The organism is Mesorhizobium sp. Root554 (assembly GCF_001427025.1).
Taxonomy (GTDB): domain Bacteria; phylum Pseudomonadota; class Alphaproteobacteria; order Rhizobiales; family Rhizobiaceae; genus Mesorhizobium.
In genome coordinates, this window is record NZ_LMGA01000001.1 from 163 (window position 1) to 22,438 (window position 22,276).

22 protein-coding genes are annotated in these 22,276 nt (G+C 64.2%); 9 read left to right on the forward strand and 13 right to left on the reverse strand.

Translation table 11 applies throughout. The features are described 5' to 3' along the window. Window positions 1–22: 22 nt before the first annotated feature. Entirely contained in the window at window positions 23–679 is a 657-nt protein-coding gene (locus ASD44_RS00005) for a 5'-methylthioadenosine/S-adenosylhomocysteine nucleosidase (RefSeq protein WP_056107058.1), read from the forward strand. On the opposite strand, the gene ASD44_RS00010 is transcribed toward ASD44_RS00005, so the two are convergent. After that, window positions 670–996, reverse strand: coding sequence for a hypothetical protein (locus ASD44_RS00010; RefSeq protein ID WP_056107061.1), 327 nt, complete (start codon window positions 994–996; stop codon window positions 670–672). The genes ASD44_RS00005 and ASD44_RS00010 overlap by 10 nt on opposite strands. Window positions 997–1,088: 92 nt before the next feature. Between ASD44_RS00010 and ASD44_RS00015 the strand changes: the two genes are divergently transcribed. From ASD44_RS00015 to ASD44_RS00030, 4 genes are all read left to right on the forward strand, one after another. Continuing rightward, entirely contained in the window at window positions 1,089–1,550 is a 462-nt protein-coding gene (locus ASD44_RS00015) for a MarR family transcriptional regulator (RefSeq protein ID WP_056107064.1), read from the forward strand. Between the two features lie 52 nt (window positions 1,551–1,602). Continuing rightward, window positions 1,603–3,171, forward strand: coding sequence for a glutamine-hydrolyzing GMP synthase (gene guaA, locus ASD44_RS00020; protein ID WP_056107067.1), 1,569 nt, complete (start codon window positions 1,603–1,605; stop codon window positions 3,169–3,171). 877 nt (window positions 3,172–4,048) lie between these two features. Beyond that, a complete protein-coding gene (locus ASD44_RS00025) occupies window positions 4,049–5,614 on the forward strand; it encodes a sulfatase-like hydrolase/transferase (protein WP_244478802.1) in 1,566 nt (521 codons plus the stop codon). Window positions 5,615–5,867: 253 nt separating this feature from the next. Further along, entirely contained in the window at window positions 5,868–6,758 is an 891-nt protein-coding gene (locus ASD44_RS00030) for a DMT family transporter (RefSeq protein WP_056107071.1), read from the forward strand. A 23-nt stretch (window positions 6,759–6,781) separates the two neighbouring features. Here ASD44_RS00030 and ASD44_RS00035 read toward each other — a convergent pair whose 3' ends face one another. From ASD44_RS00035 to ASD44_RS00075, 9 genes are all read right to left on the reverse strand, one after another. Beyond that, window positions 6,782–7,450 carry a glutathione S-transferase gene (locus ASD44_RS00035; RefSeq protein WP_162246409.1) on the reverse strand — a complete coding sequence of 223 codons (669 nt, stop codon included), beginning with the start codon at window positions 7,448–7,450 and terminating at the stop codon, window positions 6,782–6,784. Window positions 7,451–7,534: 84 nt separating this feature from the next. Next, the gene (locus ASD44_RS00040; protein WP_056107076.1) at window positions 7,535–9,640 is read right to left on the reverse strand and encodes a molybdopterin cofactor-binding domain-containing protein; all 2,106 of its coding nucleotides are present in this window, start codon (window positions 9,638–9,640) and stop codon (window positions 7,535–7,537) included. Beyond that, window positions 9,627–10,115 (reverse strand): (2Fe-2S)-binding protein, encoded by a 489-nt coding sequence (locus ASD44_RS00045; protein WP_056115121.1) that lies wholly within the window; start codon window positions 10,113–10,115, stop codon window positions 9,627–9,629. The genes ASD44_RS00040 and ASD44_RS00045 overlap by 14 nt, the downstream gene beginning before the upstream one ends. An 88-nt stretch (window positions 10,116–10,203) precedes the next feature. After that, window positions 10,204–11,178 carry a tripartite tricarboxylate transporter substrate binding protein gene (locus tag ASD44_RS00050; RefSeq protein ID WP_056107079.1) on the reverse strand — a complete coding sequence of 325 codons (975 nt, stop codon included), beginning with the start codon at window positions 11,176–11,178 and terminating at the stop codon, window positions 10,204–10,206. A gap of 130 nt (window positions 11,179–11,308) precedes the next feature. Continuing rightward, window positions 11,309–11,932 (reverse strand): nuclear transport factor 2 family protein, encoded by a 624-nt coding sequence (locus ASD44_RS00055; RefSeq protein WP_056107087.1) that lies wholly within the window; start codon window positions 11,930–11,932, stop codon window positions 11,309–11,311. 92 nt (window positions 11,933–12,024) lie between these two features. Further along, window positions 12,025–13,530 carry a tripartite tricarboxylate transporter permease gene (locus tag ASD44_RS00060; protein ID WP_056107090.1) on the reverse strand — a complete coding sequence of 502 codons (1,506 nt, stop codon included), beginning with the start codon at window positions 13,528–13,530 and terminating at the stop codon, window positions 12,025–12,027. 21 nt (window positions 13,531–13,551) lie between these two features. Next, window positions 13,552–14,016 carry a tripartite tricarboxylate transporter TctB family protein gene (locus tag ASD44_RS00065; protein ID WP_056107094.1) on the reverse strand — a complete coding sequence of 155 codons (465 nt, stop codon included), beginning with the start codon at window positions 14,014–14,016 and terminating at the stop codon, window positions 13,552–13,554. A 176-nt stretch (window positions 14,017–14,192) separates the two neighbouring features. Further along, window positions 14,193–14,954 (reverse strand): SDR family oxidoreductase, encoded by a 762-nt coding sequence (locus tag ASD44_RS00070; RefSeq protein ID WP_056107096.1) that lies wholly within the window; start codon window positions 14,952–14,954, stop codon window positions 14,193–14,195. 81 nt (window positions 14,955–15,035) lie between these two features. Then, entirely contained in the window at window positions 15,036–15,809 is a 774-nt protein-coding gene (locus tag ASD44_RS00075) for an aldolase/citrate lyase family protein (RefSeq protein ID WP_056107098.1), read from the reverse strand. A gap of 216 nt (window positions 15,810–16,025) precedes the next feature. Here ASD44_RS00075 and ASD44_RS00080 point away from each other — a divergent pair, with 216 nt between their 5' ends. Further along, window positions 16,026–16,919, forward strand: a complete 894-nt coding sequence (locus ASD44_RS00080; protein WP_056107101.1) for a 3-keto-5-aminohexanoate cleavage protein — start codon at window positions 16,026–16,028, stop codon at window positions 16,917–16,919. Window positions 16,920–16,971: 52 nt separating this feature from the next. Then, window positions 16,972–17,883, forward strand: a complete 912-nt coding sequence (locus ASD44_RS00085) for a hypothetical protein (protein WP_056107102.1) — start codon at window positions 16,972–16,974, stop codon at window positions 17,881–17,883. A 76-nt stretch (window positions 17,884–17,959) separates the two neighbouring features. Here ASD44_RS00085 and ASD44_RS00090 read toward each other — a convergent pair whose 3' ends face one another. After that, window positions 17,960–18,907 (reverse strand): DUF6282 family protein, encoded by a 948-nt coding sequence (locus ASD44_RS00090; protein WP_056107103.1) that lies wholly within the window; start codon window positions 18,905–18,907, stop codon window positions 17,960–17,962. A 116-nt stretch (window positions 18,908–19,023) separates the two neighbouring features. Between ASD44_RS00090 and ASD44_RS00095 the strand changes: the two genes are divergently transcribed. Beyond that, window positions 19,024–19,830: a helix-turn-helix domain-containing protein gene (locus ASD44_RS00095; RefSeq protein ID WP_056107104.1), complete on the forward strand. Its 807-nt coding sequence runs from the start codon at window positions 19,024–19,026 to the stop codon at window positions 19,828–19,830. Window positions 19,831–19,882: 52 nt separating this feature from the next. Here ASD44_RS00095 and ASD44_RS00100 read toward each other — a convergent pair whose 3' ends face one another. Together ASD44_RS00100 and ASD44_RS00105 are read right to left on the reverse strand one after the other, a co-directional pair. Beyond that, window positions 19,883–20,143, reverse strand: a complete 261-nt coding sequence (locus ASD44_RS00100) for a hypothetical protein (protein ID WP_082542359.1) — start codon at window positions 20,141–20,143, stop codon at window positions 19,883–19,885. Window positions 20,144–20,148: 5 nt separating this feature from the next. Continuing rightward, the gene (locus ASD44_RS00105) at window positions 20,149–20,934 is read right to left on the reverse strand and encodes a thioredoxin family protein (protein WP_056107107.1); all 786 of its coding nucleotides are present in this window, start codon (window positions 20,932–20,934) and stop codon (window positions 20,149–20,151) included. A 118-nt stretch (window positions 20,935–21,052) separates the two neighbouring features. On the opposite strand from ASD44_RS00105, the gene ASD44_RS00110 reads away from it, so the two are divergent. After that, window positions 21,053–22,273, forward strand: a complete 1,221-nt coding sequence (locus tag ASD44_RS00110) for a hypothetical protein (RefSeq protein WP_056107110.1) — start codon at window positions 21,053–21,055, stop codon at window positions 22,271–22,273. The last annotated feature ends 3 nt before the right edge of the window (window positions 22,274–22,276 follow it).

Consider the following 22,276-nt stretch of genomic DNA (forward strand, 5'->3'; position numbering starts at 1 on the left):
GAGGGCAGGAGCAGGCCGCCGCATGACCCACGCCACGACAGCCAGCCTCAAGACCCTCGCCGGTCAATCCGTGCTCTTCGTCATGGCGGCGCAGGCCGAATACGGGCCGCATCTTCGGCGTCTCTTCACGCCGTTCATGACCGGGGTCGGACCGGTCGAGGCCGGCGTCATGCTCGGAGCAGAACTTGCCGGGCTGAGGGCGAACACCGCTCTGCCCGACCTGGTCGTGTCGCTCGGCTCCGCCGGCTCCCGCGTTCTGGAGCAGACCGAAATCTATCAGGCCGTGTCCGTCTCCTATCGCGACATGGACGCCTCGGCGCTTGGCTTCGCGAAGGGACAGACGCCGTTCCTGGACCTGCCCGTGCGGGTCCCCTTGCCGTATCGCATTCCAGGTATCGAGGCGGCGACGCTGTCGACCGGCGCGGCGGTCGTGTCCGGCGCCGCCTACGACGCCATGGATGATGACATGGTCGACATGGAAACCTACGCCTGCCTGCGCGCATGCCAGCTTTTCGGCGTGCCGCTGGTCGCCTTGCGCGGCATTTCCGACGGCGCCGCCGAGCTTCGCCATGTCGGCGACTGGACCGAATATCTGCACGTCGTCGACGAGAAACTCGCCGCAGCGGTGCGCCTGCTGGAGCGCGCGCTGGGCGACGGCACGCTCAGGCTTCAGGACTGAACCGGCAGGTTCTTCGGATTGCCGAAAAGAATGCCGATCATCCTGATACGGGCGGAGGTGTCGAGGTTCACATATTCGATGCCGCCGCCGGCTCCCTGCTCAAGCATCCAGCGCCCGACCGCGCCCGTATCCCATTCCGCCGTGTAACCCCGATCCGAAAGTTGCCAGCGGCCGCTGCGGGTTTCGCCGTCCTCCAACCGCATGTGCGAGCTGCCGTCGCGCGCCAGATAGACGTAGGCTTCCTTACCGTTTCGATCCAGCACATGCGTTGCGCCGGAAATGAGAACCGCCAGCGTCTCCTTCTGGAAAGTTGTCATGATGAATCTCCTGTCTTGCCGATTGCCTTGAACAAGGGCAGCCCCTAATGTGGCTACATGGTCAAGTATCTTGACTATAGAAGGAACGGTAAGTGGTCAAGGGTCTTGACGAAAATCCCGACTTTTTGCTCGATCATGTCGGCTGGCGCCTGTGGCGCGCCAACCGCGCATGGCAGGCGCGTTTCGCCGCCGGCATGAGGGCGGCCGGGCACCCTTGGTTCACCGAAGCGCGGGCCACCCTGCTTGGGCATCTGTCGCGCGCCGGCAGCCGCCAGTCGGCGCTGATCGAACGCATGGGCATCTCCAAGCAGGCGGTGCAGCAGTTGCTGGACGGGCTTGAGCAGGAAGGCATCGTGGAAAGGGTCGCCGACCCCCGCGATGCCCGCGGCAAGCTGGTGCGCTACACCGGCAAGGGGCTGGACGCGCTGCGCGACGGCGACCGGATCAAATACGAGATCGAAACCGATATTGCCGAGGCGCTCGGACGGGACCGCTTCGGGGCTTTGATGGACGGCCTTGCGGCAATGCATGAGGTTTCCGAATCGGATTCTTAGCGCGACGCCGCAACCCATTGCGCCGACTCAACTTTGTCTCTAAACGCTCGCCATGACGACACATCCCGACACAGTTCTCATCATCGATTTCGGCAGCCAGGTCACTCAGCTGATTGCGCGCAGGGTGCGCGAAGCCGGCGTCTACTGCGAGATTGTGCCGTTCCAATCGGCGGCCGAAGCTTTCAGGCGGATCGATCCCAAGGCGGTGATTCTCTCCGGCAGCCCGCACTCCACCGTCGACATCGGCAGCCCGCGCGCGCCCGAGGAGGTCTTCCAGGCCGGCATTCCCGTGCTCGGCATCTGCTATGGCGAGCAGACCATGTGCGCGCAACTGGGCGGCAAGGTCGAGGCCGGGCATCATCGCGAATTCGGCCGCGCCTTCCTCGAGATCGAGGGCGACTGCGCCCTGTTCGACGGCGTCTGGGCAAAGGGCACGCGTCATCAGGTCTGGATGAGCCATGGCGACCGCGTCACCGCCATACCGGCGGGCTTCAAGGTCGTCGGCACCTCGACCGGCGCCCCCTTCGCGGCCATCGCCGACGAAGCGCGCAAATTCTACGCCGTGCAGTTCCACCCGGAAGTCGTGCATACGCCGGACGGGGCGAAGCTGCTGCGCAACTTCGTCCACACCATCGCCGGCCTGCGCTCCGACTGGACGATGGCCGCCTATCGCGAACAGGCGGTGGAAGCGATCCGCAAGCAGGTCGGCAAGAGCAGGGTGATCTGTGCTTTGTCCGGCGGCGTCGATTCCTCGGTCGCAGCGCTTCTCATCCACGAGGCGGTCGGCGACCAGCTCACCTGCATCCTCGTCGACCATGGCCTGATGCGAAAAGACGAGGCGGCCGATGTCGTCGCCATGTTCCGCCAGCATTACAATCTGCCGCTGATCCTGGTCGACGCCTCGGACAAGTTTATTTCCGCCCTCGAAGGCGAGAGCGACCCGGAGAAGAAGCGCAAGACCATCGGCCGCCTGTTCATCGAGGTGTTCGAGGAAGAGGCGAAGAAGCTCGCCAAGGACGGGGAACGTGCCGATTTCCTCGCCCAGGGCACGCTCTATCCCGACGTCATCGAAAGCGTTTCCTTCACCGGCGCGACCTCGTCGACCATCAAGTCGCACCACAATGTCGGCGGCCTGCCGGACCGCATGAACATGAAGCTGGTCGAGCCGCTGCGCGAACTGTTCAAGGATGAGGTGAGGGCGCTCGGCAAGGAACTCGGCCTGCCCGACAGCTTCATCGGCCGCCATCCGTTCCCCGGCCCGGGTCTGGCGATCCGCTGCCCCGGCGGCATTACCCGCGACAAGCTGGAAATCCTGCGCCAGGCCGACGCCATCTATCTCGATGAGATCCGCAAGGCCGGGCTGTACGACGCCATCTGGCAGGCCTTCGCCGTGTTGTTGCCGGTGCAGACGGTGGGCGTGATGGGCGACGGCCGCACCTATGAATTCGTCTGCGCGCTCCGCGCCGTCACCTCGGTCGACGGCATGACGGCGGATTTCTACCACTACGACATGCAGTTCCTAGGCCGCGCTGCCACCCGCATCATCAACGAGGTCCGCGGCATCAACCGCGTCGTCTACGACGTAACGTCGAAACCGCCCGGGACGATCGAGTGGGAATGACCCGGCGTCCTTCGGGGCGTTTCGCGAATCCACGATAGCCGCTGACCTCAAAAGCCGAAATCCTCGCCTGCCACTGCAGACGAAGGGACGCTCTTGCGGTATCCAATTTTCTTGTCAACGCGCCAAGATCGTAAGTGTAGAGTACCCCAGCCGCTCACGCCCCGGCATGGCGCGCATTGTCCGCATACAAATCCCATAGTCTTCATCTGCTGGGTCAGCCGCCCGACGTCATGATTGCGCTCAGACTTGCGCAGGGATTCCTGTGGCTTCTGCCATCGTTACGGCGCCTCCCGCTGACTTGACGGCTCCAGGCACTCCTTTGCCACGCCACTGAATCTTCATTGAAGTTGCAGGAAGCACCAGTGACGCACGCAATGCCGGAACACCAGGATGGCTGCCGGTATTTCGTAACAGCAGCCTTGCTCGGTTCATGAACCGGAATAGGCCTGTGGTCGCTCCACATGCCCATGGGGACCGCTGCGCATCGTCTATCTCCAATATGCCAGCGACCCGATCGTCTTTTCGACTATCGCGACGCTTACCGAATGCCGGACTGATGGAAGCTCCCCGACACGCGGCATCTGGGGTGGGTGACGATCGCGTTTCGGGGCGGTGACGGCAGGCAGGCGGTCTCGCCATTCCACCAGCGTCACATGAATAAAAGCTATGCCTTCACGTCCTACTATTCATTTCAATTGTTTTCGGCCGCATCGTACCTTCCGGCGCAATGTGAACCTGAGCAGGGTTCGGAGGAGGTCGGTGAAGCTTTTCTACAGCTTGTCGGCAAGGCTGGCGGGTCCGAAGATGCCGTCCGGAACGTCACGGGTGCGCAGACCCGCGCTCTCAGGTCGAAGCCAGGTTCGTGGGGTCGCATGGCGTGGTCCGCACGCGGGAGATTGTTTTGAAAGTTGTTTTCATACTGTTCGATTCGCTTAATCGGCTGCACATTTCTCCTTACGGCGGGAGCAAGGTGCCGACCCCGAATTTCGCCCGGCTGCAGAAACGGTCAGCGACATTCGATAGCCATTATGTCGGGTCGATGCCGTGCATGCCGGCGCGCCGCGATATGCATACAGGGCGTCTGAGTTTTCTTCACCGAAGCTGGGGGCCGCTTGAACCGTTCGACACGTCGTTCGCGGAACTGCTGCGCAACGCCGGCGTCTATACCCACCTGGTCACCGACCACTATCACTACTTCGAGGATGGCGGTTCGACCTACCACAACCGCTACGCCAGCTATGAATTCTTCCGCGGCCATGAAAAGGACCCATGGCACGCGGTGGTCGAGCCCGATTGGGCCGAACTGGAACCCAAATGGCACCCGAAGCAATTCACCCGCGACCGGAGCAGCAAGTATTATCCCTACATCATCAACCGCGAGCGCATTCGCGAGGAGTCCGACTTTCCGGCAATGAAGACCTTTGCGGCTGGCGTGGATTTTCTGGAGCGCAACGCCAGCGCCGACAACTGGCTGCTGCAGCTGGAAACCTTCAGTCCGCATGAGCCGCACCATGTGCCGGACCGTTTCAAGCAGGCGTACAGGACCGGCTGGAATCAGGGCATCCGCGACTGGCCGCCCTACGACAAGGTCCATGAGACGCAGGAGGAAGCCGACGAACTGCGGGCCAACTACTACGCCTCACTCGCTATGTGCGACGAGCTTCTGGGCCGTGTCCTCGATGCGTTCGACACCCAGGACCTGTGGAAGGATACGGTCCTGATTGTCAGCACAGACCACGGCTATTTGCTGGGCGAGCACGATTTCTGGGCGAAGAACCGCATGACCCTCTACGAGGAGATTGCGCACGTTCCTCTCATGGTCGCCCATCCCAAGCAGGATGTGGCCGGAACCCGCCGCAACGCCTTGACGCAGGTCATCGATCTCGCGCCGACCTTCCTCGACCTGTTCGGCCTGCCGCCCTGTGCCGACATGACAGGACAATCCCTGCTGCCGGTGCTCGCGCACGACACGCCGCTGCGAGACGCCTTGCTGTTCGGCTATTTCGGCGGAGCTATCAACGCCACCGATGGGCGTTACACCTATCACTGCTATCCGGTCGATGCCGACAAGGTTGAGATCAACCAGTACACGCTCATGCCGATGCATCTGAACTGCATGTTTTCGGTGGAGGAACTGAAGCAGACGACGCTGACCCGTGAATTCAGCTTTTCCAAAGGGGTGCCGATACTCAAGGTTCCGGTCACTGACCGCTCCCCCATGTATTTCAACTATGGGCCGGGTTCCCTGATCGAGAAAGAAACGCGCCTCTACGATCTCGAGACAGATCCGAAACAGCAGCGGCCCCTGAGCGATGTGGCGGCGGAGACGAAAATCCGCGACAGGATGCTGGATCTCATGCGTCTGAACGAAGCGCCTCCGGAGGCGTTCGAGCGGGTTGGCGCGAGGTCGGCCGGCCAACTGGCTTCGCAGCCGGCGGAATAGGTTATGGTATGACAGCCGACGTCCCGCGCTCGGGCGGCGTTCCGCAGGAGATCATGCCGGGCGTTTCCGGCCTGCTCGCAGCGCGGAATTTCCCCGGTCCGGTCAGGCCGGGGGCTGTGTCTCGGTGATGGCCGTGAAGCTGGGAGAGCTGGATTCCTGACCCTGAGCACTGGCGGCATGCAAAGCCGCCTGTGGCCGAGACGGCCGCAACGCTTTGATGCTAGGCGGTTTCTACCTCCAACCCACGCCTGCCATGAAATCACCGGTCGTTCCAACTTCAGGCCTCTCGCTCGCGGCGCTCGTGCTTGGCGGCGTCATTATCGGTCTGTCGCCGATCCTCGTGCGCCTGTCGGAGATCGGACCGGTCGCGACCGCCTTTTGGCGTGTCGCGCTGGCGGTGCTGCCGCTGCTGGCCTGGCGGGCCACCGAAGACCGCAAGACACGGCACAATCAGCGGCCATCTTCATTTCGTGACGTTGTCGCCTTGACCGTGCCCGGCGTAATGCTTGCCGGCGATCTTCTCGCCTGGCATGTCTCCATCCACCTGACGTCTGTGGCGAATGCCACGCTGCTCGCCAATATTGCGCCGATCTTTGTCGTTCTTGGCGGCTGGCTGCTGTTCAGGACCACAGTAACGCGAACGTTCCTCGCCGGTCTGGCCCTGTCGGTGGTCGGCGTTGTGATCCTCAGCGGCGGCGGCGGCTCGGCCTCGGGCGGCGGCAGCCATCTCGGCGGCGATGCGATGGCGGTGTTCGCGGCGCTATTTTACGCCGGCTATATACTCGCGCTGTCGCGCCTGCGCAGCCGCTACTCGACCCTGACGACGCTGCTGTGGTCTTCCGCTTCGGCGGCGATCTGCATCCTGCCATTCGCGCTCGTCTTCGAGCCGGCGATCTGGCCGACGACGCTCTACGCCTGGGCCATCGTGCTGGCGCTGGCCTGGCTTTGCCACGTCTGCGGCCAGGGCCTGATCATCTACGCTCTGGCGCTGCTGCCGGCGTCCTTCTCATCGCTGACGCTTTTGATCCAGCCCGTCGTCGCGGCGGGCGTGGCATGGCTGCTGTTGAACGAGCCGCTTGGCGCGGTGCAGGCCTTCGGTGGCGCGATCGTCATCCTGGGCATTCTGCTGGCCAGACGCAGGTAAGCTGCCGGGCCGGGGGATCCCTGTCACTTGATGTGAGGGTTCTTCTCGCGCTCCAGCACGGTGCGCACCGCCTTCCGCTGCAGCATCTGGTCCTTGTGGCGCGTGTAGTTCACCAGCGTCTCCATCGGCATTCCGTTGCTCATCCCCCAGCCGTAGAACACCAGCGCGTAGGGGTCGGCCACCGTATAGACGTCTCCCATGATCCACCTCTTGCCGTCGATCAGGCCATCGACCTCCTGCATCGCCTCCCAGTAGCCTTCGGTCGCCTTGGCGCGGATGTTGTCGAACATGTCTTCCCTGTCGGTGAAGCGATAGGGCCGGAATCGCGCCCGCTGGAAGATATGCGGCGTGTTCGAAAACCACGCCATCTGGGCGATGCACTGCATCTGCTCGATCGTGTCGGCGGGGAACATGCCGGTTTCCGGGTAGGTCAGCCCGATATAGGTCAGGATCGCCGTGTTTTCGGTGATGACGCGGCCGCCGACGGCCAGCGCCGGCACCTTGCCGCGCGGATTGACCGCGAGATACTCGGGCGTCATGTGCTGGTTCTGGGCGAGCAGCGTCTCGATCGCCTTATAGGGCTTGCCAGTCTCCTCCAGGGCGATGTGCGAGGCCAGCGAGCACGCTCCAGGGCTATAGAACAGAACGGGCTCGCGTGTGTCCGCATCCCGAACCGTGGATATATCGTTCATGTCGCCGGTCTCCATCCTGGAACTGGCGCGGTCCGGGCAAGTCCGGCACGCGCGCGGTCATTTTCTCTGCGATGCCCTGTCCGATCATGCCATCAGCGCCGCCACGATCCGCTCGCGCGTCATCGGCATGTCGCGGATGCGGACGCCGAGCGCATGGGCGACCGCGTTGCCGATGGCCGCCGCCGCCGGGCCGCCAGCGCATTCGCCGACGCCGAGGGCAGGGTGCTCTCTGGCATCGACGAGTTCGACGCTGATCTCGGGTATGTCGGTGAAGCGGATGACCGGATAGCTCTCCCAGTCGACGCTGGAGACACCAGCATCGCCGAAGCGAACCTCCTCGATCAGCGCCCAGCTGATCGCCTGGACGATATTGCCCTCGACCTGGTTGACGACACCATCGGGATTGATGACGAGGCCGGCGTCGACGGCGCACCAGATGTCGGTGACGCGCACCGTCTCGTCGACCTCGACCGCGGCGATGACTGCCGCATAGGCCGACGAGTTCTTGTAGCGGGCGAAACCGAGCCCCATGCCTCGTCCGCTGCCGGCCTCGCCGCGTCCTGACCAGTTCGCCATGGCCGCCACCCTTTCCAGAACCTTGCGTCCGCGCGGGTCCGAAAGGATTGCAAGCCGGTAGGCGAGTGGGTCTTCGCCGGCGCGCTCCGCCAGTTCGTCGAACAGGCCTTCGATGGCAAATACGTTCAGGGTCGCGCCAAGGCCGCGCAGCGACGAGGTTCGCACCGGCGCGTCATGGACAAGATGGAAATCGATCCGCCTGGCCGGGATGTCGTAAAGCGGCATGCCGTTTCTGGTGGCGCCACCGCCGCGTTCTTCGGGAATGTCGAAGGGTTTGCGCTCGGGCGGCGGCGTTTCCAGTGCATCGGCCGCCAGCAGATAGGCGCCGCCGACACCCGGGCGCTGGCCGTGCGCGGCGCTCCAGATTTCCGTGGTCCAGTCGGCGGGGCGGCCTGCCTCGTCCAGCGCGGCGTGGACGGTGACGGCCATCGCCGAGGAAAGCGGCTCGTAGCCGAATTCTTCCTCCCGCCGCCAGCACAGCCGGACCGGCTGATCCGGCAGCGCGAGCGCCACCAGCGCAGCGTCGAGCGCGGCGTCATCGGCGCCGTTGTGGCCATAGCAGCCGGCGCTTTGCACATGGTGGCAGGCGACTTTTTCAAGGGGCAAGCCGACGGTTTTTGCGATGTTGGCGCGCAGCGGATGCATGCCTTGCGCATGCGACCAGACGGTGAGCGTTCCGTCACGGAAAAGAGCCACTGCGCAGGATGGGGCGATCGACCCGTGCGACAGGAAGGGGCGGGTGAATCGCACGGAAACGCTCCGGGGCAGGGTTTCCGGCAATGGATCGCCGATCGTGCTGTCATGCGAAGGCTGCGCCGCGATCCAGTCCGGCGTCGCCTGTTCGGCGCGAAGGGTGCGGGCGTTGTCCCAGACGGCTCGCCCGGCTGCCGCCACAGCAGCGGCGCGCACCACGGTCTCGTCGGTTCCGACGAAGGCGACGAAATTGTCGACTCGCACGACACGGATGTCGCCCCCCGCGCTGCGTCGGACGGCGTCTTCGTCGAGCGCCGCCAGAACCGCGCCGCGGCCGGGCTGCCGCAACGTGCGGGCGTGGAGCATACCGGGCAGGATCATGTCCTGGATGAAGCCCGAGCCAGTCAGCTTGGCCGGCAGGTCAAGCCGGGGAACGCTGGCGCCGACGATGCGGTGGGCGCTGGCCGGCTTTGGCGAAACCATGCCCGTGGCCTCCGCCGACAGGTCGAGTTCGGAAGCGAGACGCCAGTAGTCGAGGCCGGTCGGCGCGCCGTTTTTCAGGAACTCGCCTGCGGCAATTGCCAACTCACCGGGCGCGGCGTTCAGGCGCAGCGCCGCGCGGATCGTCGCCATGGCTCGCACCTCCGCCGCGACGAGACGGATCGCAGCGCCCGAATGCTCGATCGACCAGCTCGACGCGGTATAGCCTTCGCCCGGACCCTCGATGCTGTTGCCCGACATCATGCGCACCTGGTCGATGTTCAGGTCCAGTTCCTCGGCCGCGATCTGGGCGAGCGCCGTCAGGATTCCCTGGCCGAGCTCCACCTTGCCGGTGGCGATGCGCACCGTGCGGTCGTCCTGGAAGCGCAGCCACCGGTCGAGCCGTGGGTTGTCCTTGAGGCTGGTGCTAAGTCCGGGCATCAGCTACCCGGCGCATAATGGCAGCCGCTCTCAGCACCGCGCGCAGGATGCGGGGATGCGAACCGCAGCGGCAGAGGTTCGGATCGAGCGCGACGGCGACTTCTGCCCGTGTCGGGTCGGGATTGCGATCGAGCAGCGCCTTGGCGGCCATGAGCATACCGGACAGGCAATAGCCGCATTGTCCGGCTTGTTCGTCGATGAAAGCCTGCTGCAGCGGATGCAGGGCCTCGGGCGAGCCCAGACTTTCGACCGTCATGATCGAGCGGCGGCCGAGCGTCCCAGCCTCGCGGCTGCACGAATGGGTCGCAACGCCATCGACCAGCACCATGCAGGCGCCGCATTGCTCCAGCCCGCATCCATAGCGGCTGCCCTTGAGCCCCAGGTGGTTGCGCAGCACATCGAGAAGCGGCGTCGTTGGCGGCGCATCGACTTGGCATTCGCGGCCGTTGACGGTCAGGGTGAGAGGTTCGTTCACGCGCTGCAATTTATCATTTCGGGAGACGGGTCCGATGGGCCGTCGGTATCATTGTGACGACAGCCCATCGTGCTTTGTCTGTTCAAACCTATGTCGGTTGCACGAGCCCTGCTTCGACAAGCGGCCTGATGGAGTCGATTTCACGCGTCATGATGCCGCTCATTTCTTCAGGCGAACTGGCGACGCGTGTGAGGCCGAGCGTCTTCAGCTTCGCCGTCGCTTCCGGCGTGCCGCTCCATTCCTTGATGGCTTCATAGATCTTGTTGACGATGTCAGCCGGCATGTCCTTTGGACCGACCGCGCCGAACCACAGGGTCTGCTCGTAACCTTCGAGGCCCTGCTCGGCGACCGTTTGCACATCGGGCAGCTCCGGCAACCTTTTGGCTGAAGTGACCGCGATCCCGTGGATTTTGTTGTCATGGATGTGCGGCAGGTAGTTGGATGGCGCGTCGAGCGCGAAGTCGATATGTCCGCCCAGCAGATCGGCGAGCAGGGGCGGCGAGCCCTTGTAGGGAATGTGGTTGATCTCCACGCCGGCGATCTGGCCGATCAGCGCGGCTGCGATATGGCCCTTGGTTCCCGCGCCAGGATTGCCGATGTTCAACTTGCCGGGATTCGCCTTGGCATAGGCGATCAGTTCCTGGATCGACTTGGCCGGCGCATTGGGGCTTCCGCTTAGCAGCGCAGGGCTTTCCGCGATCACCGAGATAGGCGTGAAGTCCACCTGCGGATCGTAGGCGAGGTTCTTCTGCACCACCTTGTTGGCGGCGATCGGCGCGCTGCCGCTGATCATGAACGTGTAGCCGTCCGCGGCGGAACGCGTCAGCCTGCCACCAGCAATCGCACCGGCCGCGCCGGCGTGGTTTTCGACGACGAATTGCTGGCCGTATTTTGCCGTCAGCATATCGGCGACCAGCCGGGTGATGATGTCGCTGGTGCCGCCCGGCGGGTAGGCCGAGATCACGGTGACCGGCTTGCTCGGCCATGTTTCGGCCAGTGCGATTTTGCCGGAAGCCAGCACAGCGGCTGTGCTGCCGAGCACGATAAATTCACGTCTGTTCATAGTTATTCCTCCTGCCCACTCGTTGGATCGAGTTCGTTTTCGTTTGCTATGGGGCAAGGACTAGCGCATCCGGTCATTGCCGGGAAACGATCACCGCGCCCGTTCCGCTCCTTGAAATGGCATCCCGGCGTTAGCTGTGACCGGCGAGCCAGCGCGCCTCGCCGGCATGAAAGGCCGCGAGCTCGCCGGGCCGATCGTCGCCCAGCAAGTCGGGGTTCACCTTCACGCCGCGATGCTGCTGGATATAGGCCAGGAATTTGTAGGACGGACGCAAGGCGGCGAGCTGCGGCCAGTCGACAGGAAGCGTCTGCGACGGGTTGACGGGTTTCATCACATCCCGTTCGAACAGGACCTCGAAGCTCAGCAACTTCCAGCTCCCGGAGTCCCGCACGGCGCGTGAGAAGAAGCGACAGAAGACGTGAAAGTCCACCTCCACCTCATCGAGCATGGTCCGGTTGAAGATCATTGCCGGGCTTTCCACCGTTGCCCGGTCGCCGGCCACTTGCGCGAAGGCCGGGAACACCCAGTGCTTGCCGCTGCTCTTCGTCCCCATCCATTTGCGCGAGGCCTCGACATAGGCCTCGCCGCCGTGCCCGTCGTACCAGCTGGTGCGGACATAGGCGTCGGGATGAAAGCACGCGCTCATCACGTCGAAGCGCTGCTGGTCGCGGGCGAAGCGCTCGCGCCGCACCAGATCGAACAGCTCTTCGCGGTCGAGAAGGTTCTGAAGGCGCGTTTCGTCATCCGGTTTCATGGTCGCTCCTGAATTTTTGTCTATGCCGGTACAAAGTCGGGACCCATCGGGGCCCGGGCGCCCCAACGAGCCCGAACCCCGATGGCGGCCTGTCAGTCGACTTCCTGCAGGCCTTCCTCGCGCACCTTGCGGAACCGTGGCGATATGATCGACAGGAGCAGCAGGCCGGCGACGATCAGCGTCCCGAGACTGAGCGGGCTGGTGAAGAAGACGCTCGCATCCCCCTGCGAGATCAGAAGCGCCCGGCGCAGGTATTCCTCAGCCATCGGGCCAAGGATCAGGGCAAGGACCAGCGGCGCTGGTTCGGCTCCCACCTTCTTGAAGAAATAGCCGAGCGCCCCGAACAGAGCCATCATGTAGACGTCGAAGACGCTGTTGCTGATGCTGTAGACGCCGATGGTCGTGAAGACGCAGATCATCGGGAACAGGAAATGATACGGCACCGAGATCAGCTTTGCCCAGATCCCGACGAGAGGCAGGTTGAGGAACAACAGCATCAGATTGCCGATCCACATCGACACGATCAGCCCCCAGAAAAGCGCGGGCTGCTGCGAGAGAATTTCCGGCCCGGGCTGGACACCCTGGACGACGAGCGCTCCGATCATCAGCGCCATGGTCGCGGTTCCGGGAAGCCCCAGCGTCAGCATCGGGATGAAACAGGTTTGCGCCGCGGCGTTGTTGGCCGCTTCCGGCGCCGCGACACCCTCGATGGCGCCTTTGCCGAATTCCTCGGGGTGACGCGAAACCTTCTTTTCGAGCGCATAGGCGGAGAAGGATGCGAGCAGCACGCCGGCTCCCGGCAGGACTCCCAGCAGCACACCGATGCCGGTGCCGCGCAGGATGGGCATGACCATCCGCTTCCAGTCCTCGCGGGTCGGGAACAGGCTGCTGACGCGCGCCACGCCGGCCATGCGGTTGCTCTCGTTCTCAAGGTTCGCCAAAACGTCGCCCAGGCCGAAGATGCCGGTGGCGACGACGACGAAGTCCAGCCCGTCGAGCAGATTGGGCGAACCGAATGTGTAGCGCGCCGCGCCAGAATTGATGTCGGTTCCGATCATGCCGAGAAGAATGCCGAAGAGCGCCATGCCGAAGGCGGTCAGCAGCGATCCGCTGGTCAGCACCATCGAGGTGATGAGGCCGAGCACGATGAGTGAGAAGTATTCGGCAGGTCCGAAGGTAAGCGCCAGGCTCGCCAGCAATGGCGCGGCGATCACGATGAACAGGGTGCCGACGCTGCCGGCGAAAAAGCTGCCGATCGCCGCTGCCGCCAGCGCCCGCCCGGCCTTGCCCTGTTTGGCCATTTCGTGTCCGTCCAGCGTGGTTACGACCGACGAAGCCTCGCCCGGCAGGTTCATCAGGATCGCTGTCGTCGAGCCGCCATACTGCGAGCCGTAGAAAATGCCCGCCAGCATGATCATCGCGGTATCCACGGGCAGCCCGAACGTGAAGGGCAGCAGCATCGAGATCGTCGCGATCGGCCCAACGCCGGGCAACACGCCAACCGCGGTTCCAAGCAGCACGCCAACGAAGCAATAGGCGAAATTCGACAAGGTGGTGGCTGTGGAAAGCCCGAGCATAAGCCCGCTGAAGATGTCCATGGCGTCCTCCCGGTAGTCTTTTTAGAAGTGGCCGATTGCGTGCAGCCAGGTCCCGATGATCGGTATGGGCAGGCCGAGCAATTCGACGAAGACGATGGCGCAGACGGCCGAGAATGTCGCCGCGCCCGCCGTCGCCATCCAGTTCAACTTGAATTTGACGCTGGCTGTGGCGGCGATGACCACCAGCATCATGACCGCCAGCGGCATGCCGAGCTTCTCGACCAGCAGCCCGAACAGGATCACCGCCAGCGGCACGACCACAAGAGGCAGCCAGCGCGCCGCCCGAACGGGTTCGCCTGTCGCCAATCGAGCCCGCATCAAGATGGCGATGCCGGTCACAGCGAGCAGCGTCGAGACGATCACCGGAAAGTAGCCCGGTCCCATGCGGCCGGCGGTGCCGAAGGGATAATTCAGCGCGATCAGGCCGAAAACCACGCCGACCGTTGTGAAGAATGTCCCCAAAATAGCGTCTTGGCTGAGCTTCATTCGAGGATCTCCCGTGCGATGAAGTTTAGGGCGTGATGCGACGACGGAGGTCGGAGACGGCAGCCTGTCGCCGCCCGGGGGACGACCGTCGATCGCGTATGGTGGAGCCGATCAATACAAGGACAGACGGCGCTGGCAACGTCGCAGGCGTTGCATTTCGCCAGACGAAGGGCCGGCTAAAGATGACGACCCTCGTCCACCGGGATGACAATACCGGTGGAACTGGTCAGGTTGACGGCGCACGCTATAACTGCGCGGGCGACATCGTCGGCTGTTGTGACGCGACCAAGCGGCAGTCGTTCGGCCGTCTTTTCCAGCTGTTCCCGTGTGCGATGGGGCACGAAATCCGTATCGACCCCGGCGGGTGAAACCGAAAAGACCCGGATTTTCGGCGCCAGCACTTTTGCGAGCGCGACTGTCAGCGAATCCAGCCCGCCCTTCGCCGCCAGATAGGCGAGGCTACTGCCGATGCCGGTGCGCGCCGCGATGGAGGATATGTTGACGATGACCGAATTGTCGCCGCGTTCCAGCAGCGGACGCAGCGTCCGGATCGTCGCGAACGGCCCGCGCAGGTTGAGCATGACGGCACGGTCGAAGATATCGTCGGTCAGCGCATCCAGATCGTTGGCCGGGACCGGAGTCGTCGCGCCGCCCGAATTGATGAGAGCATCGAGGGAGCCGAATCGTTCTCCGATTGAAGCCGTGGCTTCCGCGATGGAGGCGGGATCGTCGATGGCGACGCGCAAGGAGAAGTGGCCGCTGCCCTGCAGCCCGCGCACCACATCCTCGGCAACATCGCGCCGGCTGTTGTAACCGACCGCAATCCTGGAGCCCATGGCGGCAAGGCGGGCCGCCGTCGCCCGCCCGATTCCGCCGCTGCCGCCGGTGACCAGCGCCGTTCGCGGAACGGCAAGGGCCGGCACCTCGATCAAGGGCATGAATATTCCTCCCATTGCGCGGCAGAGGTTGCGATCAGTCCGCTGCCTTTTGCCAGAGCGCGTCTGCCGGCTTCGGCTTGCTCAGCCGGCATAGTCCTTTATCGCGGCGGCTGCTGCCGTGCGGATGAAGCCGTGATCGCTGGACAGCGCCATCGCCGTCGCGCCGAGTTCGGACGCGAAATCGAAATCCGCCTTGCTGGTGGGCAGCATCATCAAGGGCGTGGACGCATCCCGTGCAGCGGCTGCGATGCGTTTGCTGATTTCGGCGACCTTTGCCGCCGCTTGCGGGTCGTCGCCGAAGGAAGCGGTCAGGTCACCGCGTCCGATGAAAATGGCGTCGATGCCGTCGACCCTGGCGATGTCGCCGGCCAGATCGACCGCGTCCTGATCCTCGATCATCGCGATGACGGCCACCTGGCTGTCCTGCAGCGCCATGTGCCGCGTTCCGCTCACGCCGCCCCAGTTGCTGGCGCGCGTCAGTCCGGCAAAGCCGCGGCTGCCGCCGGCGTAACGGCTGGCCCGCACTATGGCCCTGGCCTTTTCGACCGAGGTCACGTGGGGAACCATGATCCCCATCGCGCCGCAGTCTAGCGCCGACAGGATATGCGCGTCGGTGAACTCCGGAACGCGCACCAGCGGCGCGATGCCGGAGGCGCGGGCGGCGAGGATCATCAGGTCCGTCATGCCGCGGTCGAGCGGCGCATGCTCCTGATCGATGATGACGAAGTCATAGCCGATCGGCCCCAGCATCTCGATCACTTGCGTCGTCGGCAGCTTGAGAAACGTGCCGAGCAGGCGCTGGCGGGCGAGCAACCGGTCGCGGAAGGAGGAAAACGGGGCGCGTGCGTCGGACATGTCTGCTTCCTTTTGTCGGCCTCCTTCTAACGGGGCAACCGTGGCGCACCACCCCCGATCCCGGCCCATTTCTCTCTGCGGAACGCCCGATGCACACCTCGACGTTTCTGTCGGCGAAACAGGCGGCCAATAAGGTTGCCGATGAAGGACCGGGATGCGAGCCACGGCGAGATTCAATTGCGACGTATCTTGCGTGCGCTTGCCGAGGAATGAAAATTGGCCGATCCCACCATCATAAGCTGCGCCGTGACAGGCAACATCACCACGCCGGAGCAGACACCTTACCTGCCGGTCTCGCCGCAACAGATCGCCGAGGCTTGCCTCGACGCCGTCCGGGCTGGCGCTGCCATCGTCCATATCCATGTCCGGCATCCGGATGGACGGCCAAGCATGGAGCTTGCCCACTATCGGGAAGTCGTCGAACGCCTGCGCGCGGCCGACGAGGATGTGATCATCAACCTGACCACTGGTCCCGGCGGCCGCTTCATTCCGGGCGACGACGACCCGAGCGTCGCCGCGCCGGGAACCACGCTGCTGCCGCCGGAACGCCGCGTCGCCCACATTGCGGCGCTGAGGCCGGAACTGTGCAGTCTCGATTTCAACACCATGTATTCTGGCTCCTCCGTCGTCATCAACACGCCGCGCAATCTGGCCGTCATGGCGGAGGTCATCGCCGAGGCTGGCGTGAGGCCTGAACTCGAAGTCTTCGATACCGGCGACATCCAGCTCGCCAACCATTTCATCAGTGACGGAAAGCTCGATGCGCCGGCCCTTTTCCAGATCGTTCTCGGGGTCCGTTATGGTGCGATCGCGACGCCCGAAACCCTGATGTACATGAAGACACTGCTACCGGCGGGCTCGCACTGGGGCGCCTTCGGCATCGGCCGCTGGGAATTTCCCATGCTGGCGCAGACATGGCTTCTGGGCGGCCATGTGCGGGTCGGGCTGGAAGACAACATCTATCTGGAGAAAGGCGTTCTGGCGGAAAGCAACGCCGTTCTGGTCAGCAAGGCGGTTCGCATCCTGAAAGAGCTTGGCGGCAGCGTCGCCACGCCCGCCCAGGCGCGTGAAATCCTCAGGCTGAAGAAGCAGGACCCGAAGCCGGCCTGAGACCGGGGCGCCAGCCGGGACAGTCGACGACATCAACCAAACGGAGAAGACCATGTATGTTCAGAGCGATCCGCGATCCAGCCTGTCGCAGGACAAGAAACCGGCGGCCGCGCGGGTTCATGACAGTTTTTTCGGTTCGCAGCTTGCGCTGTTCCATGAAACCGAGCCGCAGGTGAAGGACGCCAATGGCGACACCTGGATCAGCCGCGGGCAGAACTTCGTCGTCGCCTACAGCGCCGGCAGGAAAGGCGGCGTTTTTTCACGCGCCGCGCAGCCGGATGAATATGCGATCATCCTCCCCGACAGGGAAACCGAAGTCGAGATCACCACCGCCGAAGGCAGCACCGTCGTGCCGGGTTATTCGGTGGCCTTCGTGCCGCCGGGCGAAAGCACGATCAGGATGTTGACGCCAGGAGCCGTCGTGCGGCTCTTCACGCCGAAATCCAGGGACATGGCCGATGCCGCTTCGAATGCGGACGCCTTCGCCGGTCCGCACCCCAACGTACCGCCGTTCGAGCCATGGCCCGAACCGGCGGGCGGCCTCAAGCTCAGGTGGTACACGCTGGACGTCCCGGACGACCCATCGCGGTTCGGCAGGATCTACCGATGCACCACCTTCATGATCAACTACCTGTCGCCGCGCATCGGGCCGCGCGAGCGCGACAAGGTTTCGCCGCATCATCACGACGATTTCGAACAATGCTCGCTGGCGGTAAGCGGCACCTTCACGCATCATCTTCGCTGGCCGTGGACGACGAACATGAACGTATGGCGCGAGGACGAGCATCTGTTCTGCGGCTCACCGTCGATCTGCGTGATACCGCCTCCTTCCATCCACACGACGACGGCGGAATCGGCCGGCGTGAACCAGCTGGTCGATATCTTCGCGCCGCCGCGGATGGATTTTTCTCTCAAGCCGGGCTGGGTGCTTAACGAGGACGACTATCCGATGCCCGGCAAGTGAGCGCGGCCCATTAACGCAAAAAGCGGTCCCGTTTGCCACGGGACCGCTTTGTCTTGGGAAGATCGCTTGAAGCGGGTCAGTCCGTCAGGCCGACCAGCCGCGCCGGGTTGTCCGCCACCATCGTGCGGACATCCGCTTCGCTGAAGCCGAGCGCCAGGCAAAGCTTGATGGCCTGCCGCATGCCTTCGACCGGGGTGGGATTGTCCACCTGGCCGAGGTCCGATCCGATCGAGGAATGCGCCACGCCGGCCGCCTCGATGTGCTCCTTGAGCTCCTGCGGCGTGTAGGTATTGAAACGCGAATCGACATACATGCCCGCGGACTGTTCGACCAGCGCGCCGAGATTGGCGAGGTCGCGAATGTCGGCGTAGGTGAAGTGCAGGCCGTACATGGGATGGTTGATCAGCAGCCGCTTGACGCCGCGGGAACGCGCCTCCTCGAACAGCTTCCAGATCTCCCAGACATGCAGGTGGCCCGACGACAGGATCGCATCGAACTCGGCAATCAGGTCGAGGATCTGCTTCACCTCGTCGATAACATTTCCATAGCCGTCGACGGCGCTCAGCGCCGGGAAGCTGCGAAGCTGGACATTGGTCGCAAGGCGCGTCTTGCGGTGGGCGCTACGGACGTGGTTGGCCGCCTGCGCCGTCGGCATCCAGATCAGCTTGGCGCCCATCTTGAGCTGCGCGTCGACGACGAAAGGATCGAACCCGCCGGTGGAATTGTTGAGGACAAGGCCGCTGTACATGGCGAAGTCCGGCTTGTTCAGCAGACGGTCCATCATCGGGATGACCGGCGCCACAGAATAGTGGTGGTCCTTGAACAGAACGCCTCGCATCCCGGCCGCTGCCGCCTCTTCCGCCGCCTGCATGTGGTCGAGCTGTCGCGGCATGGTGGAGGGGCCGGAATGGACATGAAGGTCGAGCGCGCCCTTGAGCAGACGGCTTGCCGTATCCTCGTCGATGCCGGCGATGAGCCGCCTGACTTCCTCACGATTCCTGTTCACTTCTTCCGCCGCAGCCATGCTCGTTCTCCAATCGGTGTGCGGGCATCGCTTAAAGATTGACTCCGGGGTGCCTCAACCTATAGTCGCCCTCGTTTCGCTGGTCGAAACGAGCTTGACGCTGCGGGAGAAGAGCGATGGGCATTCGAGCAATCGAGCGCGCGATGAACGTATTGCAGGAACTGAACCTGCAGCCGATCAACACTATCGCGCAGTTGCACGCCAGGACGAAGCTGCCGAAGCCGACCCTCGTACGAATTCTCAAGACGCTGGAGGAGGCAGGCTATGTGGAGAACGACGCACGGCAGGGTGGATACCAGGTCAGCGCGCTGGTCACGTCGCTGAGTTCGGGCTTTCACAAGGGGCCGCTCGTCGTCGAGGCCGGACGCGCCTGGGCGGTGGCGATCACGCGCAAGCACAAATGGCCGCTGGCGATCGCATTGCCGGACTACGACGGCATGGTGATACGTTTCAGCACCGTGCCGGACAGTTCGATGTCCCCCTTTCACAGCACCGTCAACAAGCGCCTGTGCATGCTGACGCGCGGGCTTGGCCTCGCCTATCTCTCGTTCCTCGACAAGGAGGAATTCGGACTGGTCGTCGATATATTGAAGCGCTCGGACGACCCGGAAAATGCGCTCAGTCACCATCCGGAAGAGTTGAAACGGCTGGTCGACAGGATCCGCGAAGACGGCTATGCGACCCGTTCTTCGATGGTCGAGCCGCGCAATTCCAATACGATCGCAGTGCCCATCGTCAGCCATGGCGGCCGCGTTCTGGCGAGCCTCGGGCTGAGCTATTTCAAGTCGGCATTCGGTTCGGACAAGGAAGCCTGCGACCGCTATGTGCCGATATTGCAGTCGGCGGCTTCGGCCATCTCCGACGATCTGGAGCGTCTTTCCAGCAGCATCGCTCTCGACGTGAGCGCCGTGACCTCGAACTGACCGGTTCAAGCCGGTCTTGAGAAATTGCCGCCATTGCGGCGGCAGTCTCCTTCTATCGGAACAGCCTCAGCCAGGGCGCCAGGTGGAAGACGCTCATCAGCAGATACATCGGCGCCATTCCGCCCACCGGCAACACGCCCGGCGCGGCCATGCAGATCATGTCCGTGCCTGTCATCGCCGTCAGCAGCGCCATGGCGGCGAAGGTCGGCGTCGCCGCGAGGCACAGCCAGTCGGCCATGCCTCGCTTGTCTGAGAGACCCGTCGAAGCCTGGTGGAGCGATGGGCTGTTCGGCAGGTCGAGATGGACGGACATGGCTCTCAGCCCCGGCCGTAACTGTCGTGGTGGCGCCACCAGATGCCATTCTCGTTGCGGCCCTTCGGCGCCCGGTCGAGCCATTGATAGACGCCCCAGATGCTGTCGACGCCGCGCGCGAAGGACGAATAGGTGTGATAGATGACGCCGTCTTCGAGCACGAAGCCGCTGACGCCCGGCCTGTCGCGCGTGTAGGTGGCGACGTCGGTTCCGGTCATGCCGGCGAGCAGGCCTTCCGGCCCCTCATGGCCTGCCGGCTGCGCCCTGGTCGACATCGCCTCTAGCATGGGCGGCTCGCGCCGGTAATTGTATTCGATACCGCCGTCGCGCTGCTGCTGTTCGGTGAACCAGACGTTGAAGTCGGCATTGAAGTCGCTGCCGAAGGATGACGCCCAGTCGAACGTCCAGCCCATGCGCTGCTTGAAGGCCTGAAGTTTGGCCAGCGGCGCCCGCGACACCGCCGAGAAGGCGACGTCATGGTTCTCCAGATGGACGGTGACGCCATTGAAGCCGTCGGCGATGGACGAGCAGGACGGGCAGCCGGCGGTATAGTCCGGCCCGAACATGAAATGATAGACGAGAAGCTGCGAGCGGCCCTTGAAGAGGTCGGCCAGCGAGCGGCTGCCCGCATCGGTGTCGAACCGGTAGTCCTTGTCGATCCGCACCCATGGCAATTCCTGCCGTTGCCGGGCCACCTCGTCGCTCCGCCGCGTCAGCTCCTTTTCCGCCTCCAGTAAGTCGATGCGTGCCGCGAGCCAGTCATGGCGGGTTCCGGTTGTGTGTGTGGTCATCGTTCCAGTCCTTCTGTTTCAGCGCGGCCGTTCGGAAAACGGCTTGCTGGTTGGTCGTCATGAACTACCTTAGGGACCGGCTCAGGAGGGTGAGAGTGACAAGTGTGACGCGATTCAGATGGACTCGCTGATCACCGCCGCGGCGCGGGCGCTGGCGGCGGGCGATCCCATCGGTGCGCTCAAGCGCGTCGCCCTGCGCGGCGATGCCCCGGCGCTGGCGCTGCGCGGCATCGCCATGGCCCAGCTCGGCGATCTCGAACGCGCAAAATTCCTGCTGAAGAGCGCTGGACGTGCATTCGGCCCCCGGGAAGCGCTGGCGCGGGCGCGCTGCGTGGTCGCGGAGGCAGAAATCGCGCTCGTCTCGCGCGATCTCGGCTGGCCGGCCAGGGCGCTGGATGCGGCGCGGGCGACGCTGGAAGCGCATGGCGAGCATGTGAACGCCGCGCACGCGCGCAATCTGGAAGTGCGGCGGCTGCTGCTGGTCGGCCGCCTCGACGAGGCGGAGGACGTACTTGCCAGGTTCGGCGGCACGGCGCTGCCGCCAGCCGTCACGACGGCGCGCGAACTCGCCGTTGCCGGCATCGCCATGCGGCGGCTGCGCACCGCGGCGGCGCGCGAGGCGCTGGACCGGGCTATGGAAGCCGCTCGCGCCGCGAACATCCAGCCACTCACGGCGGAGGTCGAACACGCGTTCGCTATCTTGCGGGCTCCCGCCGCGCGGTTGATCGAAGGCGGCGCAGGTCGCGTGCTCCTGCTCGACGATGTCGAGGCGCTTTTCGCTTCGGACACGCTGGTCGTCGATGCCTGCCGCAATGTGGTGCGCGGCGCGGACCGTGTCGTCTCGCTGGCGACGCGGCCGGTGCTGTTCGCGCTGGCGCGCGCGCTGGCCGAGGCATGGCCGGCGGATGTCTCGCGCAGCCTGCTGGTCGCACGCGGTTTCGGCGGCAGGGAAGCCGATGAATCGCATCGCGCCCGCCTGCGGGTGGAGATCGGCCGGCTGCGCGCCGAACTGAAGGGACTGGCGGACATCAAGGCGACGAAGCGCGGCTTTGCCTTGGTCCTACGCAGCAAGGCCGCCGTCGCGGTGCTGGCGCCGCCGGTGGAGGACCAGAACGCCTCGGTCCTCGCCTTGCTGGCCGATGGCGAGGCGTGGTCGAGCTCGGCTCTGTCGATCGCGTTGGGGACCAGCCCGCGTACCGTACAACGGGCGCTCGAGCAGCTTTCGGTTGCGGGCAAGGTGCAGTTTTTCGGCCGGGGCCGCGCGCGCCGGTGGATCGCGCCCTCGGTGCCGGGTTTCCCGACAACCTTGTTACTCCCGGGTCCGCTGCCGAGCGACTAGTCT

What these genes read in the sequence shown, in the direction of transcription:
- ASD44_RS00005 (WP_056107058.1), top strand. Translation starts at nt 23, where the DNA reads ATGACCCACGCCACGACAGCCAGCCTCAAGACCCTCGCCGGTCAATCC.
- ASD44_RS00010 (WP_056107061.1), bottom strand. Translation starts at nt 996, where the DNA reads ATGACAACTTTCCAGAAGGAGACGCTGGCGGTTCTCATTTCCGGCGCA.
- guaA (WP_056107067.1), top strand. Translation starts at nt 1,603, where the DNA reads ATGACGACACATCCCGACACAGTTCTCATCATCGATTTCGGCAGCCAG.
- ASD44_RS00030 (WP_056107071.1), top strand. Translation starts at nt 5,868, where the DNA reads ATGAAATCACCGGTCGTTCCAACTTCAGGCCTCTCGCTCGCGGCGCTC.
- ASD44_RS00035 (WP_162246409.1), bottom strand. Translation starts at nt 7,450, where the DNA reads ATGAACGATATATCCACGGTTCGGGATGCGGACACACGCGAGCCCGTT.
- ASD44_RS00040 (WP_056107076.1), bottom strand. Translation starts at nt 9,640, where the DNA reads ATGCCCGGACTTAGCACCAGCCTCAAGGACAACCCACGGCTCGACCGG.
- ASD44_RS00050 (WP_056107079.1), bottom strand. Translation starts at nt 11,178, where the DNA reads ATGAACAGACGTGAATTTATCGTGCTCGGCAGCACAGCCGCTGTGCTG.
- ASD44_RS00055 (WP_056107087.1), bottom strand. Translation starts at nt 11,932, where the DNA reads ATGAAACCGGATGACGAAACGCGCCTTCAGAACCTTCTCGACCGCGAA.
- ASD44_RS00060 (WP_056107090.1), bottom strand. Translation starts at nt 13,530, where the DNA reads ATGGACATCTTCAGCGGGCTTATGCTCGGGCTTTCCACAGCCACCACC.
- ASD44_RS00065 (WP_056107094.1), bottom strand. Translation starts at nt 14,016, where the DNA reads ATGAAGCTCAGCCAAGACGCTATTTTGGGGACATTCTTCACAACGGTC.
- ASD44_RS00070 (WP_056107096.1), bottom strand. Translation starts at nt 14,954, where the DNA reads ATGCCCTTGATCGAGGTGCCGGCCCTTGCCGTTCCGCGAACGGCGCTG.
- ASD44_RS00075 (WP_056107098.1), bottom strand. Translation starts at nt 15,809, where the DNA reads ATGTCCGACGCACGCGCCCCGTTTTCCTCCTTCCGCGACCGGTTGCTC.
- ASD44_RS00085 (WP_056107102.1), top strand. Translation starts at nt 16,972, where the DNA reads ATGTATGTTCAGAGCGATCCGCGATCCAGCCTGTCGCAGGACAAGAAA.
- ASD44_RS00090 (WP_056107103.1), bottom strand. Translation starts at nt 18,907, where the DNA reads ATGGCTGCGGCGGAAGAAGTGAACAGGAATCGTGAGGAAGTCAGGCGG.
- ASD44_RS00095 (WP_056107104.1), top strand. Translation starts at nt 19,024, where the DNA reads ATGGGCATTCGAGCAATCGAGCGCGCGATGAACGTATTGCAGGAACTG.
- ASD44_RS00100 (WP_082542359.1), bottom strand. Translation starts at nt 20,143, where the DNA reads ATGTCCGTCCATCTCGACCTGCCGAACAGCCCATCGCTCCACCAGGCT.
- ASD44_RS00105 (WP_056107107.1), bottom strand. Translation starts at nt 20,934, where the DNA reads ATGACCACACACACAACCGGAACCCGCCATGACTGGCTCGCGGCACGC.
- ASD44_RS00110 (WP_056107110.1), top strand. Translation starts at nt 21,053, where the DNA reads ATGGACTCGCTGATCACCGCCGCGGCGCGGGCGCTGGCGGCGGGCGAT.